The sequence below is a fragment of the [Brevibacterium] flavum genome (genome assembly GCF_019317305.1).
GTDB classification, from domain to species: domain Bacteria; phylum Actinomycetota; class Actinomycetes; order Mycobacteriales; family Mycobacteriaceae; genus Corynebacterium; species Corynebacterium glutamicum.
This window is the reverse complement of sequence record NZ_CP079240.1, coordinates 3,134,307-3,151,081: the sequence shown is the minus strand read 5'-3', so window position 1 is coordinate 3,151,081 and position 16,775 is coordinate 3,134,307. Positions and strand designations below refer to the sequence as shown.

Sequence of the window (16,775 nt, the reverse complement as noted above, 5' to 3'; positions counted from 1 at the left end):
TTCGCCAATCTTGTCACGCCTGTCTGGTTTGCCTTGAAAAGGGTGATTTCATGGCCGAGACTCCTAAAAGTTTGACCTCACAGGATTGCTTCTAAGGGCCTAAAGCCGGTATTCCTAGGCCATAGCCCTTCGGGGAACTCGGGCGCTTAAATCGAGAAATTAGGCCATCAACTTTTAATAACAATCCAATGAATAATTGGAATAGGTCGACACCTTTGGAGCGGAGCTGGTTAAAATTGGCAGCATTCACCGAAAGAAAAGGAGAACCACATGCTTGCCCTAGGTTGGATTACATGGATCATTATTGGTGGTCTAGCTGGTTGGATTGCCTCCAAGATTAAAGGCACTGATGCTCAGCAAGGAATTTTGCTGAACATAGTCGTCGGTATTATCGGTGGCTTGTTAGGCGGCTGGCTGCTTGGAGTCTTCGGAGTGGATGTTGCCGGTGGCGGTTTGATCTTCAGCTTCATCACATGTCTGATTGGTGCTGTCATTTTGCTGACGATCGTGCAGTTCTTCACTCGGAAGAAGTAATCTGTTTTAAATTCGTAGGGCCTGTTGATATTTCGATATCAACAGGCCTTTTGGTCATTTTGGGGTGGAAAAAGCACTAGACTTGCCTGTGGATTAAAACTATACGAACCGGTTTGTCTATATTGGTGTTAGACAGTTCGTCGTATCTTGAAACAGACCAACCCGAAAGGACGTGGCCGAACGTGGCTGCTAGCGCTTCAGGCAAGAGTAAAACAAGTGCCGGGGCAAACCGTCGTCGCAATCGACCAAGCCCCCGACAGCGTCTCCTCGATAGCGCAACCAACCTTTTCACCACAGAAGGTATTCGCGTCATCGGTATTGATCGTATCCTCCGTGAAGCTGACGTGGCGAAGGCGAGCCTCTATTCCCTTTTCGGATCGAAGGACGCCCTGGTTATTGCATACCTGGAGAACCTCGATCAGCTGTGGCGTGAAGCGTGGCGTGAGCGCACCGTCGGTATGAAGGATCCGGAAGATAAAATCATCGCGTTCTTTGATCAGTGCATTGAGGAAGAACCAGAAAAAGATTTCCGCGGCTCGCACTTTCAGAATGCGGCTAGTGAGTACCCTCGCCCCGAAACTGATAGCGAAAAGGGCATTGTTGCAGCAGTGTTAGAGCACCGCGAGTGGTGTCATAAGACTCTGACTGATTTGCTCACTGAGAAGAACGGCTACCCAGGCAGCACCCAGGCGAATCAGCTGTTGGTGTTCCTTGATGGTGGACTTGCTGGATCTCGATTGGTCCACAACATCAGTCCTCTTGAGACGGCTCGCGATTTGGCTCGGCAGTTGTTGTCGGCTCCACCTGCGGACTACTCAATTTAGTTTCTTCATTTTCCGAAGGGGTATCTTCGTTGGGGGAGGCGTCGATAAGCCCCTTCTTTTTAGCTTTAACCTCAGCGCGGCGCTGCTTTAAGCGCTGCATGGCTGCGCGGTTCATTTCGCGTTGCGTTTCGCGCCTCTTGTTGGCGATTTCTTTGCGGGCCTGTTTTGCTTCGTTGATTTCGGCAGTACGGGTTTTGGTGAGTTCCACGTTTGTTGCGTGAAGTGTTGAGGCGTTCCATGGGGTGAGAATCATCAGGGCGCGGTTTTTGCGTCGTGTCCACAAAAAGATGCGCTTCTCTTTTTGTTTTGCGCGGTAGATGTCGCGCTGCTCTAGGTGGTGCACTTTGAAATCGTCGGTAAGTGGGTATTTGCGTTCCAAAATGACCATCATGATGATTGTTTGGAGGAGCGTCCACAGGTTGTTGCTGACCCAATAGAGTGCGATTGCTGTGGGGAATGGTCCTGTGAGGCCAAGGGACAGTGGGAAGATCGGCGCGAGGATCGACATCACGATCATGAACTTCAGCATGCCGTTAGAGAATCCGGATGCGTAATCGTTGGTTTGGAAGCTGCGGTACATGGACATCGCCATGTTGATTGCGGTGAGGATTGCGGCTGTGATGAACAGTGGCAAAACGAAATTAAGGACTTCCGCCTGCGTGGTGCTCAAATATTCCAGCTGCTCAGTGGGCATCGAAACATAAGCGGGCAGAGGCACATTGCTCACGCGACCAGCGAGGAAAGATTCCACTTCCTCAGGAGTTAGGAAGCCGATCGACTGGAAGACGGGATTTTCCAAACCACCTTCAGGGCGAGCCATGCGGAGAAGTGCCCAGTAAAGACCAAGGACAATCGGTATCTGGATCAGCCCAGGCACACAACCTGCTAGCGGGTTAATGCCGTATTCCTTATTCAAATCATTCTGGCGCTTCTGCAACTCCCGAATAGACGCCTCATCGTACTTTCCCTTGTATTCTTCCCGGAGCGCAGCGCGGTGAGGACGAATATGTGCGGCAGTGCGGCCCGACTTGTACATCTGCCAGGTGAAAGGCGCGATAATTGCACGGATCGTGATGACAAGGCCGAAAAGGGAAAAGAACCACGCCAGTGAATCGTCCAAACCCGCAACGTTGTGAAGAAGCAGGTGCCACAGCTTCATCACTCCAGACACCGGGTAAATCAAAATATCGAGCACTATCGTGTTCGCCTTTCCAAACAGGTGGCACTTCACAGCAGCTAAGTGAAGAGAACCGAAGATCTAAAAACACACAATCAAGCAATAATCGCTATTGCTAATCAGATGTACAATGTTTGAGATATGAATTGATCTCATGTGCACTTGTCTCATGGTACGTGTCTGAAAGTACGGGTACCTAAAAGGACGTTGAGATTCGCCTAACAAAGATTTTGGACGAAAACAGTAACGATGACAGCCACGTTAAGCGCGGAATCTTCTCGCAATGGTAGAAAGCCCCGGCCTCGAGTGAGTGTTTCCCAGGTTGTTGGTGAAATCTTGCTCACCGTAGGCATTTTGGCCTTGTTATTCGCATACTATGAGGCCTATTGGACCAACGTGGAATCTGGGAAATTACAAGAATCGGCTGGTCAAAAGCTTGATGAAGACTGGAATGAAGCTCGGGTGAATCCTCGACAAAAGCTCACCCCGGAACTTGGTGAGGCATTTGCCCGGATGTATGTTCCAGCTTTCGGCTCTGACTTCAACTTCGCAGTGATTGAAGGAACCGATGAGGAAGACCTTCTTGCCGGTCCTGGCCGTTATGTGGATTCCCAAATGCCTGGTGAAGCCGGAAACTTTGCAGTGGCAGGCCACCGAGTGGGCAAGGGTGCGCCATTCAATGATCTAGGAAACCTGGAAGTCTGCGATGCGATCGTGGTGGAGACTTACAATTCCTGGGATGTGTACCGCGTGATGCCAATGTCCACCAACGGTGCAGATCGTGCAGCAGAAGCTGCGGATTGCTTCAACGAAACCCAGGTCAGCCGCATGGCTGAAGGTGACTATGTGAATGTGTCCGGACGAAGCATCACCACTCCGGATCGCATCGATGCCACCTACCCAACACCGGGCGTCTTCGACACTGCAGTGCGTGAAGGATCAGAAGCTCTGCTTACCTTGACTACGTGTCACCCGCAGTTCTCCAACGCTGAGCGCATGATTGTGCACGCAATGTTGGTGGAAGAAATCGATAAATCAAGTGGCGAACGCCCTGCAGCTTTGGAGGAAAACTAAATGTATTCACTTCTGTGGCACTATCTTCCAGGACCTTGGTTTGTAAAACTTCTCATCGTATTGGCGCTCATTGTGTTGGTGTTCTTCCTCCTCATGGATGTTGTGTTCCCATGGGTGTCCACACTGATGCCATATAACGATGTGGCCTTCTAATAGTTAGAGACCAAGATTCTGGATTACTTCCTCAGCGATTAACTGCGCTTTGAGGGATTGATCCTGATTGGTGAACACGATGACCGCGGTGGGGCCGTTTTGAACCGCGTAGAGTGCGCCTGAAGTATCGTTTCCACCTCGGCGGCCACCGGACCACCCTGCGGGTTCCTCAGCGGGCTCAGTGGAATCGATGGGGGCTGCCCAGTCCACTACCGCGATAGCATTATCCGTGGTGGACATATCGCGGACAATCACCGTGAGTTGTGGTTCTTCGGGGTAGGAGTAAAAAACGCAGGAGGGCGTCGAAAAGCGTTCGTCTGTGCCGTAACCCGTGACGCGCTGGCCGTTGGTATCGGCGACCCAGTCGGTGTTCAGGTAGGGACATGCGGTTTGGACTGTGCGTTCGACGGCGGGCATCGCGTCGATGGGAAGGCCGTCAGTAATTACTTCCGGGGTTGCTTCGGTGGTGGTCTCTGGGGTTGCTTCAGGTTCCGCCGGGGTACAAGCGGTGAGCATGATGGAAGCAGCGAGGATAGTAGGTAATGTACGACGCATGCAGTCAAGCCTAGATCGTGTGTCGGAAACCGGACGCAATGAGCTCGATGTTGAAACCCTTGTGAAGAAGGGGAATCAACCGGGCGCGACGAGCTATCGCAACAGTATCCACATTTTGACAGCCTCGCTGCTGGTTGTGGGGCTGGGTGCTTCCGCCCGCCTAACGCTGCCGATGTTTGCGCTGTCGTGCGTGCTGTTGTTTGTGTGGGGTTTTCTGTACTTCTATGGATCAACCAAACGCGTAGATTTGCGCCACGGCATGCAGCTGGGCTGGCTGTTTGTGCTGACGCTGGTGTGGATTTTTATGGTGCCGATCGTGCCCGTGTCCATTTATCTGCTGTTCCCGCTGTTTTTCCTCTATCTACAGGTGATGCCTGACGTGAGAGGCATTATTGCGATTTTGGGTGCGACAGCGATTGCGATTGCCAGCCAGTATTCCGTGGGGTTGACCTTTGGTGGTGTGATGGGTCCGGTGGTCTCTGCGATCGTGACCGTGGCTATTGATTACGCGTTCCGCACGTTGTGGCGGGTGAATAATGAAAAGCAGGAATTGATTGATCAGTTGATTGAAACTCGCTCCCAGCTGGCGGTGACGGAACGAAATGCGGGTATCGCTGCGGAACGTCAACGTATTGCGCATGAAATTCACGACACGGTCGCCCAGGGACTCTCCTCCATTCAAATGCTGCTGCATGTCTCTGAACAGGAGATTCTCGTTGCTGAGATGGAAGAGAAGCCAAAGGAGGCGATCGTGAAGAAGATGCGCCTTGCCCGACAAACAGCCTCCGATAATCTCAGTGAGGCTCGCGCGATGATTGCGGCGTTGCAACCGGCAGCGCTGTCTAAAACCTCCTTGGAAGCTGCGCTCCACCGTGTCACAGAACCGTTGTTGGGTATTAATTTTGTGATTTCTGTCGACGGTGATGTTCGCCAACTGCCCATGAAAACTGAAGCCACCCTTCTGCGAATTGCTCAAGGTGCGATCGGAAATGTGGCGAAACACTCAGAGGCGAAAAACTGCCACGTGACACTAACCTACGAAGACACAGAAGTACGCCTTGATGTGGTTGATGACGGTGTGGGTTTTGAGCCTTCGGAAGTGTCCAGTACCCCCGCTGGCCTTGGCCATATCGGCTTAACCGCATTGCAGCAGCGTGCGATGGAATTACACGGCGAAGTTATAGTGGAATCTGCATATGGGCAGGGTACTGCGGTATCTGCAGCATTGCCGGTGGAGCCACCAGAGGGGTTTGTCGGGGCGCCGGTTTTGGCAGATTCGGACTCAAGTGCTACAGGCGAGGTTGAACTAAGTTCTCCAACTGACGATGAGTAAGGCTAGACTAAAGTACGATTCATCTGCTCATCGATACTCTTGAAGGCGCATTTTCATTCGAAACGAAGTGCGCCATTGGGAAGGACCTAGTTCAAACAATGATTCGCGTGCTGCTTGCTGATGACCACGAAATCGTGAGGCTCGGACTCCGAGCTGTGCTGGAAAGCGCCGAGGACATTGAAGTGGTGGGCGAAGTCTCCACCGCTGAAGGTGCCGTGCAGGCAGCCCAAGAAGGCGGAATCGACGTCATCTTGATGGACCTCCGATTCGGCCCCGGCGTCCAAGGAACCCAGGTATCCACCGGCGCAGACGCCACCGCAGCCATCAAGCGAAACATCGATAACCCGCCAAAAGTCCTGGTTGTGACCAACTACGACACCGACACAGACATCCTCGGCGCAATCGAAGCCGGCGCACTGGGCTACCTGCTCAAAGACGCCCCACCGAGCGAACTCCTGGCAGCAGTACGATCCGCAGCAGAAGGTGACTCCACACTGTCACCCATGGTTGCTAACCGCCTGATGACTCGCGTGCGAACCCCCAAAACCTCACTCACCCCACGCGAGCTGGAGGTTCTCAAACTGGTCGCCGGCGGTTCCTCCAACCGCGACATTGGCCGTATCCTCTTCCTCTCAGAAGCCACGGTGAAATCCCACCTCGTGCACATCTACGACAAGCTCGGCGTGCGGTCACGTACCTCCGCTGTCGCAGCCGCACGTGAGCAGGGGCTGCTGTAGAGGGGGTTGCTGCAAGGCTTTAGGTATCCGCGCCGGGGTTGGCCTACGGGAGCATCCCGAGGCTTGAGCAGGGGCACGGGCTCTGGCTTGGGCTGAGTCAGGGGCGCGGCCAATGCTTTCCGACGCGTGTCTCCACGGCTTTATTTAGTTTTTCAAGAAGTTTGACGAAGGTGCGTAGATCCTCTTCGGGCCAGTCTGAAAGTAACTCGGCATATTTTTCTTGGCTGGATGTGCGTTCCTCGTTGAGCAGTTCATTGCCGAGGTCGGTGGGGTGGAATTTCCGAGCGATTCCACCGTCGGGATCTGGGATGCGTTCGACAAATCCTTTGGTTAGTAGGGCTTTTGTCTGACGGTTAAGGGTAGATGCGTCTAGGCCGGTGATGGCGCTGAGTTCGCCGATGGTGGAGGGGCCACGTAACTGGAGCAGCGTGAGTAGGTTGTAGCCGCTGGAATCGAGGACGCCAGCATTCGTACCTGCTTGGCCGGTGTATTGATTCCGGTGACGGGCGAAGATGGTGGATTCGTATTCCAGGGCCGCGATGGGGTCGGTGCTCATGGCTCTCCAGTTTGCCAGCTATTGCATCATGCACAAAATATGTACCATACACATAATGTCATCGGGTCCTCCCGAATCAGCCGCACCACAGATCAAATACGGCCTGCTGGTGGTCACTCTCGCCTCAGCTGGTATCACTGTTTCCCTAGCGCAGACCCTGGTTATTCCGATCATTGGTCGGTTGCCCGAGATCTTCAACACCACGGCTGCTAATGCCTCTTGGATCATTACTGTGACGCTGCTGGTGGGCGCAGTGGCGACTCCTGTGATGGGCAGGCTTGCAGATATGTACGGCAAGAAAAAGATGATGCTTATCTCACTTGTCCCGTTCATTCTTGGATCAGTGATCTGCGCTGTGTCGGCGGATTTGATTCCGATGATCATCGGCCGTGGTTTTCAGGGGCTTGGCTCTGGCCTGATTCCTCTTGGCATTTCTCTCATGCATGATTTGTTGCCCCGGGAGAAAGCAGGGTCTGCCATTGCTTTGATGAGTTCTTCCATGGGCATTGGCGGTGCACTCGGTCTACCGCTGGCTGCTGCTATTGCCCAGTTTGCGTCCTGGCGGGTGCTGTTCTGGTTCACCGCTCTGGTAGCGCTTACAGTTGGCGCGGTCATTTGGAAGGCGATTCCTGCTAGCTCCAGGATCGTGAGGAGTGGCGGCTTTGATTATTTCGGTGCTCTCGGCCTTGCAATGGGACTTATCGCATTGTTGCTCGCGGTGTCCAAGGGATCAGAATGGGGCTGGAGAAGTGCCCTGACCATTGGGTTATTCGTGGCAGCGCTGGTGATTTTGGTGGGTTGGGGCTGGTTCGAAACCCGCCAGAAATCCCCTTTGATTGATCTGCGCACCACTATTCGGGAGACCGTGTTGATGACAAATATTGCGTCCATCCTCATCGGTTTCACCATGTATGGAATGAATCTGATCCTGCCTCAGGTCATGCAGCTGCCTGTAATTCTGGGCTACGGTCTAGGCCAGAGCATGCTTCAGATGGGCATCTGGCTGATCCCGATGGGTCTAGGCATGATGTTGATTTCGAATGCAGGTGCAGCCATTAGCGCTGCTCATGGTCCTCGTGTGACGCTGACAATTGCGGGTGTTGTGATCGCAGTCGGTTATGCGCTTACTGCCACAGTGTTGTTCACTATCGGCAACCGCACACCGGGAGGAGATGCAGACAACGCACTTATTTTGACCACCCTGGTGCTGTTCTCAGTGTGTAGTCTCGTGGTCGGTATCGGCATTGGCCTGGCATTTGGTTCCATGCCTGCCTTGATCATGGGTGCCGTACCAGCCACGGAGAAAGCCGCAGCGAATGGTTTCAACTCTCTTATGCGTTCACTGGGCACCACCGGCTCATCAGCTGTCATCGGTGCAGTGTTGGCCGGAATGATGAGTGGCGGAGTACCCACCTTAGGGGGATTCATGACCACTCTGATCATCGGATGCTGCGCCGCGCTTGTGGCTGTGGTCATCTCCTATTTCATCCCCACCACAACCACTGTGGTGGAAGCAAAATAATCCCGGCAGCGACTCGACCAGCAGCTACTTGTCCAGTAGTCGATCCTGAATCTGATCTGACACCTGGTTCAGATCACGACTGATCGACTGGTGCGCACGGTTCCTCTGCTGTGGAGACATGAACTCAGAGTTGTTCGCAGCAGCCTCGAGCTCATTGAGTCGTTCCTCAACATCGCGTACAAAGCCAGCAGGGAGACCGGAGTTCTTTGCGGTTTCGCGAACGCCCTGAATACGAGCCTTCAGCGCTGCTGCGTGACCTGCGAATTGGCTAAGCTGCTCCGCGGTGACACCTGTGCGACGGGCACGTCCCTTAACAACCTGATCGCGTGCTTCGGTGGAGAGTCGATAAATAATAGGCAGCAGCAGTGGAGTGAGCACACGTGCGGTGCCAGCCCAACGCTTCACCTTGTCTTTGTTCAGGCGTCCTTGGCGTTTTTGCTCAAGGATATTTTTAGCCATCTTCAGCTCATGCTTGTTGCGCTTCTTCAGGCCCTTTTCTTCAACCTTGAGCAGATTCTTTTCCTGCTGGACAAGAAGCTTCTCGCGCTTGAGATCTAGCTTTGCTTTGTTTTTCGCCTCAGTTTTTACTTTTGCCTCGGCTGCTTTGATCTCAGCTTTGGTCTTCGCGCGTGCGGCTCGGATGGCTTCGAAGATGCCCATTATCGTCTCAACTCTTTCATCGGTCGGTTATTTCTCGACTTCTCGATTCAACTTTACCCACGATGTTGCAATAAGCTCATGTCATTGTGGGAAGAATGCAATCGGAACGGTTAACGCCAAGTGATCTGGTGGGATGTAGGTACCGTCAGGTCCAGCGCATAAATTTCCCAGAAATCTCTCCTTTACCTGCAACGATGCAGCGCAGGGCTCGCCGTGAAGTGGGTTTGGCGGAGGTTTTGGATCGTCTTCCAGAACAGCCTAAAAAGCGTGGCCGAATTCCTTTCACCAGGGCAGATTTAGATAACGACGCAGAATTGGCGGAATTTGATACCCTCGAGGCAATTGCTGCCGGCGACACTTTGATTACCGGCGCAGTGTTTACGGGCACCCTCGAAGGGGTGGCGTGGGAAGTCCAAGTGGATGTTTTGGTGCGCAATCCGGATGGCACGTACATGCCGGTGATGGTGAGCAATCACCGTGTCGCCCGTCCGGATCCGCACAAAACTATGCAGGGCATTGCCGTGACTCGCCTTGGTTTGGGGCAGCCGTTAGAGGTCAAGGCAACGCTGCGCCACCACACGATCGATGGCTATCGCCTCACTCTCGCGTTGATGGGTTTGGAGGAAGCTGGAGCAGCACCCGAGTCTTCGATCGGCGCCGTCGTGGGACAGGACCGCGATTGGGCATACCTAGTGGATGTCACCCGCTACATCCCTGCAGCTCACCGCGCGTTGCTGACCCCGGCGCCGACAGCACCTCGACGGGTAAAAGAGTGCGCAACCTGCAGATTCTGGCCCAAATGCGAACCAGAACTCAAAGCCGCCGATGACATCAGCCTCTTCCTCACCGGCGACCGCGCAGACACCTACCGCGAAAAAGGCATCAACACCACAACAGCGCTTATCGACGCCAACCTCGGCGAAATCTCCCACGTCGCTGCCGCCTGGCGCGCCGAAATCCCCGTCCTTCGACGCGAGGCGCACACCAGCGCCCCACGTTTCGATGTGGAAATCGACGTCGATGTGGAAGCCTACCTAGATTTAGGTGCCTATTTGTGGGGAGCTTGGGACGGCAAAACGTACATACCTTTTGTCATTTGGTCCGATCTCGGTGAGGCTGCCGAAGGTGAGAACTTTGCTCGCTTCTGGTCCTGGCTGAAATCGCGCCGGGACAAAGCTCGCCAGCAGGGACAAACCTTCGGTGTGTTCTGCTATGCCAGCAACGGCGAAAACCACTGGATGCTCTCCACTGCTCGCAGATTCTTCGGCAAAGTCAAAGGTGTGCCCGACGAGCAAGAAATCCGCAGCTTCATTAGCTCTGACCAGTGGAATGACATGTTTGCTGTCGCGCGCTCCCAACTTGTTGGCCCCGGTGGTTTAGGTCTGAAACAACTCGCGCCGGCAGCTGGATTCCATTGGGAGGAAGAAGACTTCGCAGGTGAAGATAGCCTCCACGCATATCTCATTGCTTCCACGGCTGCCGAACCAGAAGCTGAGGCCGCTCGTGCTCAATTGCTCAGCTACAACGGCGATGATTGCAGGGCCACCGCAGCGGTTCGCCATTGGCTTCGACAAGGTGCGCGCACGGCACCTGTGCTGGGGAATATTTAAAACAAGGAAGGATTCTCCAGAGCCGTCCTTGGTCTCAAATGCACACTTCGACGCGCGAAAACTGTGCGATTGAGACCAAGGCGAGAAGTTTTTCAGCAGCCCTTGGTTAATTCGGAGCCGCAACCTTTACTTCCAGATCCATTCCTTGCGCGCGGTGCCCAGCGATGGTGCACCAGCCGTCCATGTCTTCGGAAATATCGCCGACGGTCACCGTAATTTCATCACCTGGCGCCACACGTCCGGTTTGCACACCGTTGGCAAATTTCAGATCGTGCACCATGTCGTCTTCGTTGACCATCGTGACTTCGAGTGATTTACCAGCAGGAACTTCGATCACATCAGGGATAAACACCATGTCACCTGCGGTAATGGTCACAGCATAGACGTCTTCATTTGAGCTTGCCACCGGCGCAACACCGGGGTTGAGCCCACCGAATGCTGCCAAAATCAGGGCAAGCACAGAGATTCCCGCGGTAATTTGATTGAGTCGAGGTTCCTCCGGCGGAGTAATTGGTTCGCGCTTTTTGGTGATCACTCCTCGCTGCGCACGCACAGCCTTGGGCAGCAGAATGACAAAAACTGCCAACGCTCCGATACTTAGCAGGGACACCACGACGCGCAGCCATGAATTGTCGGTGAGCAGCCAAATCGCCAGGCCACCGTTGATCAGCGTCCACCTAAACAGCCCCGCAGTGTTTAAAATGTGCGTTCCAGTCCGCACCGCGCTCGCGCCGCCACCCATCGTCGACGGCAGCAGATAACTCATCACACCGATCAGAAGCTGCGCGCCAAAGCCGATGACCAGCGCAATCGTGGGAACTTCCACATGGTAAAGCTCGCCGTCATGCATCACCGCCTGCACCGCCAGCCACACAAGCGTGCCCACGAGCCAAAGGGGTGCGGTGGTGGAGGTGGACGTCGAAAAGCTTAAATTGCTTATCGACGCCTTCCCCCACCCCGCCATGGCCAGCAACCATGCTGCCACGTACGCGGCCAGGCCTGTGGCGGCGACATAGCCGTTGTTGAGCAGGATGCCCGTGACGATGATCGGCAGGCTCACCGCCATGATCCCCACAGACCACGGGGTGAAATTGTGGCGAATTTTGGTGCGCCAAATCGCGGCGAACAGCACCGACAGCGAACCGAGCGCAGCAAATCCCACGAAACCTAGAAAATTAATCACCGTGTGGGTGAGAAGGACTCGTTCCTGGAGATGTCCCGACAGCTCCTTGGACAACAGCGCCCCGGCAAATGCGCCAAACGGCAGGCAGCACGCGCTGGCAACATACGCGATCACTGCCGACGCGAAAGGCTGACCGCGTTTTGCGCTCCGAAACTGCATTGCCAAACTGCCTGCGTGCCACGCCAAAGCCCCTCCCACAATCGTCGCGCCGACACTGGTGACGATCCACTGACCGATCATCTGCCCAATAATCGTGACGATAATTCCCACATTCAGCACCCGAATTTTCAGCAGCTGCGCGGGGCGTTTCGATTCCTCAAGCTTTAAATGCAGAAACTTTTCCGTGAAATGCTGCGACCACACCACAATCGAATTGGTGATGGCACCAAGGGTGAAAAGGTGAATGAGAACCCAACGGTATTCCGGCAGGAGCGGGTGGATTATTCCGGCGATTACCAGAACCATCAACCAAATCGATACTGGTCTACTAGCTTTTCTGTGCCAAGTCCGACTGCTCCATGTGGAATCGCTTCTCATGGGTTCCACAATAGCGCCGATTTAAACACGGACAAACTCGTATTAATTGGCGTTGCGGGCAAGCCTTGCCAGCGTCACACAAATCGCCAGCACTCCAAAAAGAAGCAGAATCAACCAGCCAATGAACGCCAACCACGGCAAATGCGTAAACGCGAATCCAGAAACCCAACCAATCACCGAGGATCCCACGTAATAACAGAACAAATACATGCTGGAGGCTTCCGCGCGATCCTTCGTTGCGATGATTCCGATCCATCCCGAAGCACTGGAATGCAGTGCGAAAAACGCTGCTGTGAACACAAAAAGCGCGATGAGGGTGATCCACAAATTGTTAATGCCCATGAGAGCCATCGAGGCGATCATCATCAGGCTCAAGAAAATGACAGTTTGTCCATTGCCAATCTTCTCCCTCAACGCACCTGCCTGGGTGGAACTCCAGGTCCCGGCCAGATACATGATGAACACTGCACCAACCAGCACTTCACTCAGCCCAAACTGATCAATCATGCGGAAACCCAAATAGTTGTACAGCGACACAAAAGTACCCATGCCCAAAAATGCAGTACCAAAGAGCAAAGCCAAACGAGGATTCCGCCAATGAGCAGCCATCGCAGAAACCTCATGACCCAGATTGATATTCTTCGGCTGGAATTTCCGCTGTTTGGGAAGCAATACCACCATGATTACGCCGAAGATTAGCGCAGCGATAGAACTTCCCAGCAGTGCGTTTTGCCAATGAGTTACTTCAAGTAGTCCCGCCGGAATCATACGTCCAGTGAGCCCGCCGACAGTATTTCCCGCGATGTAAATTCCCATCGCGTGCCCAATATCCTTGGGGTGAATTTCCTCAGACAACCAGGTCATCGCCACCGCCGGAGTGCCAGCAAGCAGCGCACCTTGGAGACCTCTGAGCAGGATGAGAGCAGTGATATTGGGGACAAGCGGCAAAATTAATCCCACGATGATGGCCAACGTGAGTGAAATTGTCAGCACCCGACCGCGACCAAATTTCTCCGAAAGTATCGACGCCGGAACAATACACAGCGCCAACATTCCAGTCGTCGCCGACACCGTCAGCGCGGACTCAGTAGGCGTAATTCCCAACTCTTCCGTCATGGTGGGAAGCAATGCCTGCGTGCAATAAAGACCATTGAAAGCAGCAAGACCGGCGGCCAGCATCGCAAACACAGCGCGCTTGTAATTGCGTGTTCCTCGCTCGATGCCTTCGTAACCTTCGTGTGCCTCGACCTTGCTATCTATTGCTTGGCTCATGGAGTTCATCATGCGCCAACAGTAAATATTAGTAAAATGTTAGAAATAGCTGTTTTTGATTCACTTTGCGCATGTAGGCTGTGACCATGGACAACGACGGCGGAGACATGCGAATCGACGACCTACGCAGCTTCATTTCAGTCGCCCAATCAGGCCACCTGACCGAAACCGCCGAAAGATTAGGCATCCCGCAGCCCACACTTTCCAGACGAATCAGCCGAGTGGAAAAACACGCAGGCACCCCACTTTTCGACCGCGCCGGCCGCAAACTCGTCCTCAACCAACGAGGCCATGCCTTCCTCAACCACGCCAGCGCCATCGTCGCAGAATTCAACTCCGCCGCAACTGAAATCAAACGCCTCATGGACCCAGAAAAAGGCACAATCCGACTGGACTTCATGCATTCCTTGGGCACTTGGATGGTCCCCGAACTTATCCGAACATTCCGCGCCGAACACCCCAACGTAGAATTCCAACTCCACCAAGCGGCAGCAATGCTCCTGGTAGATCGTGTTTTGGCTGATGAAACTGACCTCGCATTAGTTGGCCCCAAACCTGCCGAGGTTGGTACCTCTTTAGGGTGGGCGCCACTGCTTCGTCAACGACTTGCCCTAGCTGTTCCCGCAGATCACCGGCTTGCCTCATTTTCTGGCCAAGGAGAATTGCCGTTGATTAGTGCGACGGAAGAACCTTTCGTGGCGATGCGAGCAGGTTTCGGCACCCGACTCCTCATGGATGCATTAGCCGAAGAAGCCGGTTTTGTTCCCAATGTGGTTTTCGAATCCATGGAACTCACCACCGTCGCAGGCCTTGTTAGTGCAGGTCTCGGCGTTGGGGTGGTTCCGATGGATGATCCGTACCTTCCCACAGTGGGAATCGTGCAACGTCCACTTAGTCCACCCGCTTATAGGGAACTGGGTTTGGTGTGGCGACTCGACGCGGGGCCGGCACCTGCGGTGGATAACTTCCGGAAGTTCGTGGCGGGATCGAGGTATGCATTGGAAGAGGGTTGAGCTATAAGTGCCGTGGGTGCGGTTTTAAGGGGTTGAGTTTTCCCGATGACTAGTTGGTCCAGATTGTGCGTTAGAGGCCCCTAGGGGCGATTCTGGGACTGTGGTTTTTGTGGCCATTGGGGCTGGCGTTAATCCTGAGGGGTTACTGTAAGACTTCTGTTCAACTTCTCGTCACGGATTGCTTGGGAAGCCTGGAAATCGAACGAGTTTTTGTATAATTCCGATTGATTAGCGTAAAGATTCGATCGGAATTGGCGATTTCGCTCTGGCCGGGGACGAAAATTTGCAACCCGGGGCTTGCCACAGCTGGCCTAGCGATCGGGGTCGGCGAAAAGTACTTACTGCCCGGCAACAGTGTGTGGATTCACCATTTTTCGCCGGATGCCCGCCGGAAATGGTGAATCCTAACGCTACCCAGTTGAAGACTCCAAAAAGGGCATCAAAAAACCACCCTGGAAAAACCAGAGTGGTTATTGCACGTACTAAAAATGCTTACTTGGAAGCTGCTGCGAAGCGTGCTGCTGCGTCGTCCCAGTTGAAGACGTTCCAAACAGCCTTGACGTAATCTGCCTTAACGTTCTTGTACTGCAGGTAGAAAGCGTGCTCCCACATATCGAGCATCAGAACTGGGGTGATGTCGACGGAGATGTTGCCCTGCTGGTCGGTGAGCTGCTCGATAACCAGGCGACCGGAGATGTGGTCGTAGCCGAGAACCGCCCAGCCGGAGCCCTGCAGGCCGAGTGCTGCAGAGTTGAAGTGATCCTGGAACTTAGCGAAAGAACCGAAGTCGCGGTTGATAGCCTCAGCCAGTTCGCCGGTAGGCTCGCCGCCACCGTTAGGGGAGAGGTTCTTCCAGAAAACGGAGTGGTTGGTGTGTCCACCGAGGTTGAATGCAAGGTTCTTGGACAGTGCACGGATCTGGTCAGGGTTGGTGCCCTCTTCGCGTGCCTTCTCTAGTGCCTCGAGTGCTGCATTTGCGCCTGCAACGTAGGTTGCGTGGTGCTTGGAGTGGTGAAGCTCCATGATTTCAGCGGCGATGTGTGGCTCGAGAGCATCGTATGCGTAGTCGAGTTCTGGGAGTTCGTATACAGCCATGGGTAAAAAATCCTTTCGTAGGTTTCCGCACCGAGCATATACATCTTTTGAAAATCCGTCAGATGGCGCTTCGCAAAAGTACTTGGTGCGACACTTCCCAATGATAGGCCTTTTTGTTGATATTGCAACGAAATTTTTCAGCCCACCTATTTATTGGGTAGCTGGTCACAAGCCCGGAATAATTGGCAGCTAAGTAGGGTTGTAGGGCTTAAGGCTTCCTCAATTTTCGAAAGGAACATTCCTGTTATGGCATGGTTTTTCGCACCCGAACCCGTGATGGTTACCGCTGATGAGGCGCTTAAAGGTGGCAGGCATCCTGTTTTAGAAAATCCTGCGCCGCACACTGTGTTGGGAACTCCTGTGACTGGTCCGTGGAAAGAAGGCCAGCAGCGAATTTGGATTGGCCTTGGTTGTTTCTGGGGTGTGGAGCAAATGTATTGGCAGATGGATGGCGTTGAGGGAACTTCGGTTGGTTACGCCGGCGGTTTCACCCCTAATCCCACTTATCGCGAGGTGTGTTCTGGGCGCACCGGCCACACTGAAATCGTGGAGGTTGTTTACGATCCTTCGAAGATCTCCCTCGAGCAGCTTGTTGCCCGCGGTCTGGAAGCACACGATCCGACTCAGGGTTTCCGCCAGGGTAACGATGTGGGAACTCAGTACCGCTCTGCTTATTACACCGAGAACGAAGAGGACGCTGCGCGCGTAAAAGCCGTGGTCGATGCCTATGGTGAGACGCTGAAACAGCACGGTTTCGGTGAAATCACCACGGAAATCGGTGTCATCAGCCCGTCTGAGTACTTCCTCGCCGAGGATTACCACCAGCAATACCTGGACAAGAATCCTGACGGCTACTGCCCTCACCATTCCACGGGCATTCCGTGCGGGATAGAAGCTTAAAAGATTTTTGCTTTTCGACGCCTCCCTCCACCTCGGATTA

General features: G+C 53.8%; 17 protein-coding genes. 10 read left to right on the top strand and 7 right to left on the bottom strand.

The annotated features are described in order from the left end of the window. The first annotated feature begins 270 nt into the window (after positions 1-270). Positions 271-534, top strand: a complete 264-nt coding sequence (locus tag KW808_RS15115) for a GlsB/YeaQ/YmgE family stress response membrane protein (protein WP_003862528.1) — start codon at positions 271-273, stop codon at positions 532-534. Positions 535-716: 182 nt separating this feature from the next. Continuing rightward, the gene (mcbR, locus tag KW808_RS15110) at positions 717-1,358 is read left to right on the top strand and encodes a TetR/AcrR family transcriptional regulator MbcR (RefSeq protein ID WP_034983244.1); all 642 of its coding nucleotides are present in this window, start codon (positions 717-719) and stop codon (positions 1,356-1,358) included. Here mcbR and yidC read toward each other — a convergent pair. Beyond that, a complete protein-coding gene (gene yidC / locus KW808_RS15105; RefSeq protein ID WP_003862532.1) occupies positions 1,285-2,553 on the bottom strand; it encodes a membrane protein insertase YidC in 1,269 nt (422 codons plus the stop codon). The genes mcbR and yidC overlap by 74 nt on opposite strands. A gap of 231 nt (positions 2,554-2,784) precedes the next feature. Here yidC and KW808_RS15100 point away from each other — a divergent pair, with 231 nt between their 5' ends. Continuing rightward, positions 2,785-3,609, top strand: coding sequence for a class E sortase (locus tag KW808_RS15100; RefSeq protein WP_034983240.1), 825 nt, complete (start codon positions 2,785-2,787; stop codon positions 3,607-3,609). Then, positions 3,610-3,762 (top strand): hypothetical protein, encoded by a 153-nt coding sequence (locus tag KW808_RS15095; protein WP_003858985.1) that lies wholly within the window; start codon positions 3,610-3,612, stop codon positions 3,760-3,762. Positions 3,763-3,765: 3 nt separating this feature from the next. Here KW808_RS15095 and KW808_RS15090 read toward each other — a convergent pair whose 3' ends face one another. Further along, entirely contained in the window at positions 3,766-4,317 is a 552-nt protein-coding gene (locus tag KW808_RS15090; protein ID WP_003862535.1) for a DUF2020 domain-containing protein, read from the bottom strand. On the opposite strand from KW808_RS15090, the gene KW808_RS15085 reads away from it, so the two are divergent. Next, positions 4,316-5,650 carry a sensor histidine kinase gene (locus KW808_RS15085; protein WP_003862537.1) on the top strand — a complete coding sequence of 445 codons (1,335 nt, stop codon included), beginning with the start codon at positions 4,316-4,318 and terminating at the stop codon, positions 5,648-5,650. The genes KW808_RS15090 and KW808_RS15085 overlap by 2 nt on opposite strands. Positions 5,651-5,748: 98 nt before the next feature. After that, positions 5,749-6,387, top strand: coding sequence for a LuxR C-terminal-related transcriptional regulator (locus tag KW808_RS15080; protein WP_003862544.1), 639 nt, complete (start codon positions 5,749-5,751; stop codon positions 6,385-6,387). A gap of 97 nt (positions 6,388-6,484) precedes the next feature. On the opposite strand, the gene KW808_RS15075 is transcribed toward KW808_RS15080, so the two are convergent. Then, positions 6,485-6,943 (bottom strand): MarR family winged helix-turn-helix transcriptional regulator, encoded by a 459-nt coding sequence (locus tag KW808_RS15075; RefSeq protein ID WP_003862546.1) that lies wholly within the window; start codon positions 6,941-6,943, stop codon positions 6,485-6,487. 55 nt (positions 6,944-6,998) lie between these two features. On the opposite strand from KW808_RS15075, the gene KW808_RS15070 reads away from it, so the two are divergent. Beyond that, positions 6,999-8,465 carry an MFS transporter gene (locus KW808_RS15070; RefSeq protein WP_499652300.1) on the top strand — a complete coding sequence of 489 codons (1,467 nt, stop codon included), beginning with the start codon at positions 6,999-7,001 and terminating at the stop codon, positions 8,463-8,465. A gap of 24 nt (positions 8,466-8,489) precedes the next feature. On the opposite strand, the gene KW808_RS15065 is transcribed toward KW808_RS15070, so the two are convergent. Then, on the bottom strand, positions 8,490-9,125 hold the full coding sequence (locus KW808_RS15065; RefSeq protein ID WP_499652299.1) for a DUF6474 family protein: 636 nt from the start codon (positions 9,123-9,125) through the stop codon (positions 8,490-8,492). A gap of 194 nt (positions 9,126-9,319) precedes the next feature. Between KW808_RS15065 and KW808_RS15060 the strand changes: the two genes are divergently transcribed. Next, positions 9,320-10,735, top strand: coding sequence for a TM0106 family RecB-like putative nuclease (locus KW808_RS15060; RefSeq protein WP_003862550.1), 1,416 nt, complete (start codon positions 9,320-9,322; stop codon positions 10,733-10,735). Between the two features lie 106 nt (positions 10,736-10,841). Here KW808_RS15060 and KW808_RS15055 read toward each other — a convergent pair whose 3' ends face one another. Next, positions 10,842-12,383, bottom strand: a complete 1,542-nt coding sequence (locus KW808_RS15055) for a cupredoxin domain-containing protein (RefSeq protein ID WP_003862551.1) — start codon at positions 12,381-12,383, stop codon at positions 10,842-10,844. A 114-nt stretch (positions 12,384-12,497) separates the two neighbouring features. Further along, complete coding sequence (locus KW808_RS15050; protein WP_044394987.1) at positions 12,498-13,739, bottom strand: MFS transporter; 1,242 nt, start codon at positions 13,737-13,739, stop codon at positions 12,498-12,500. A gap of 74 nt (positions 13,740-13,813) precedes the next feature. On the opposite strand from KW808_RS15050, the gene KW808_RS15045 reads away from it, so the two are divergent. After that, complete coding sequence (locus KW808_RS15045; protein WP_003862555.1) at positions 13,814-14,740, top strand: LysR family transcriptional regulator; 927 nt, start codon at positions 13,814-13,816, stop codon at positions 14,738-14,740. A gap of 492 nt (positions 14,741-15,232) precedes the next feature. On the opposite strand, the gene KW808_RS15040 is transcribed toward KW808_RS15045, so the two are convergent. Then, the gene (locus KW808_RS15040) at positions 15,233-15,835 is read right to left on the bottom strand and encodes a superoxide dismutase (RefSeq protein WP_003862560.1); all 603 of its coding nucleotides are present in this window, start codon (positions 15,833-15,835) and stop codon (positions 15,233-15,235) included. Positions 15,836-16,081: 246 nt separating this feature from the next. Here KW808_RS15040 and msrA point away from each other — a divergent pair, with 246 nt between their 5' ends. Then, positions 16,082-16,735, top strand: coding sequence for a peptide-methionine (S)-S-oxide reductase MsrA (gene msrA, locus KW808_RS15035; protein WP_003862562.1), 654 nt, complete (start codon positions 16,082-16,084; stop codon positions 16,733-16,735). Positions 16,736-16,775: the final 40 nt, after the last annotated feature.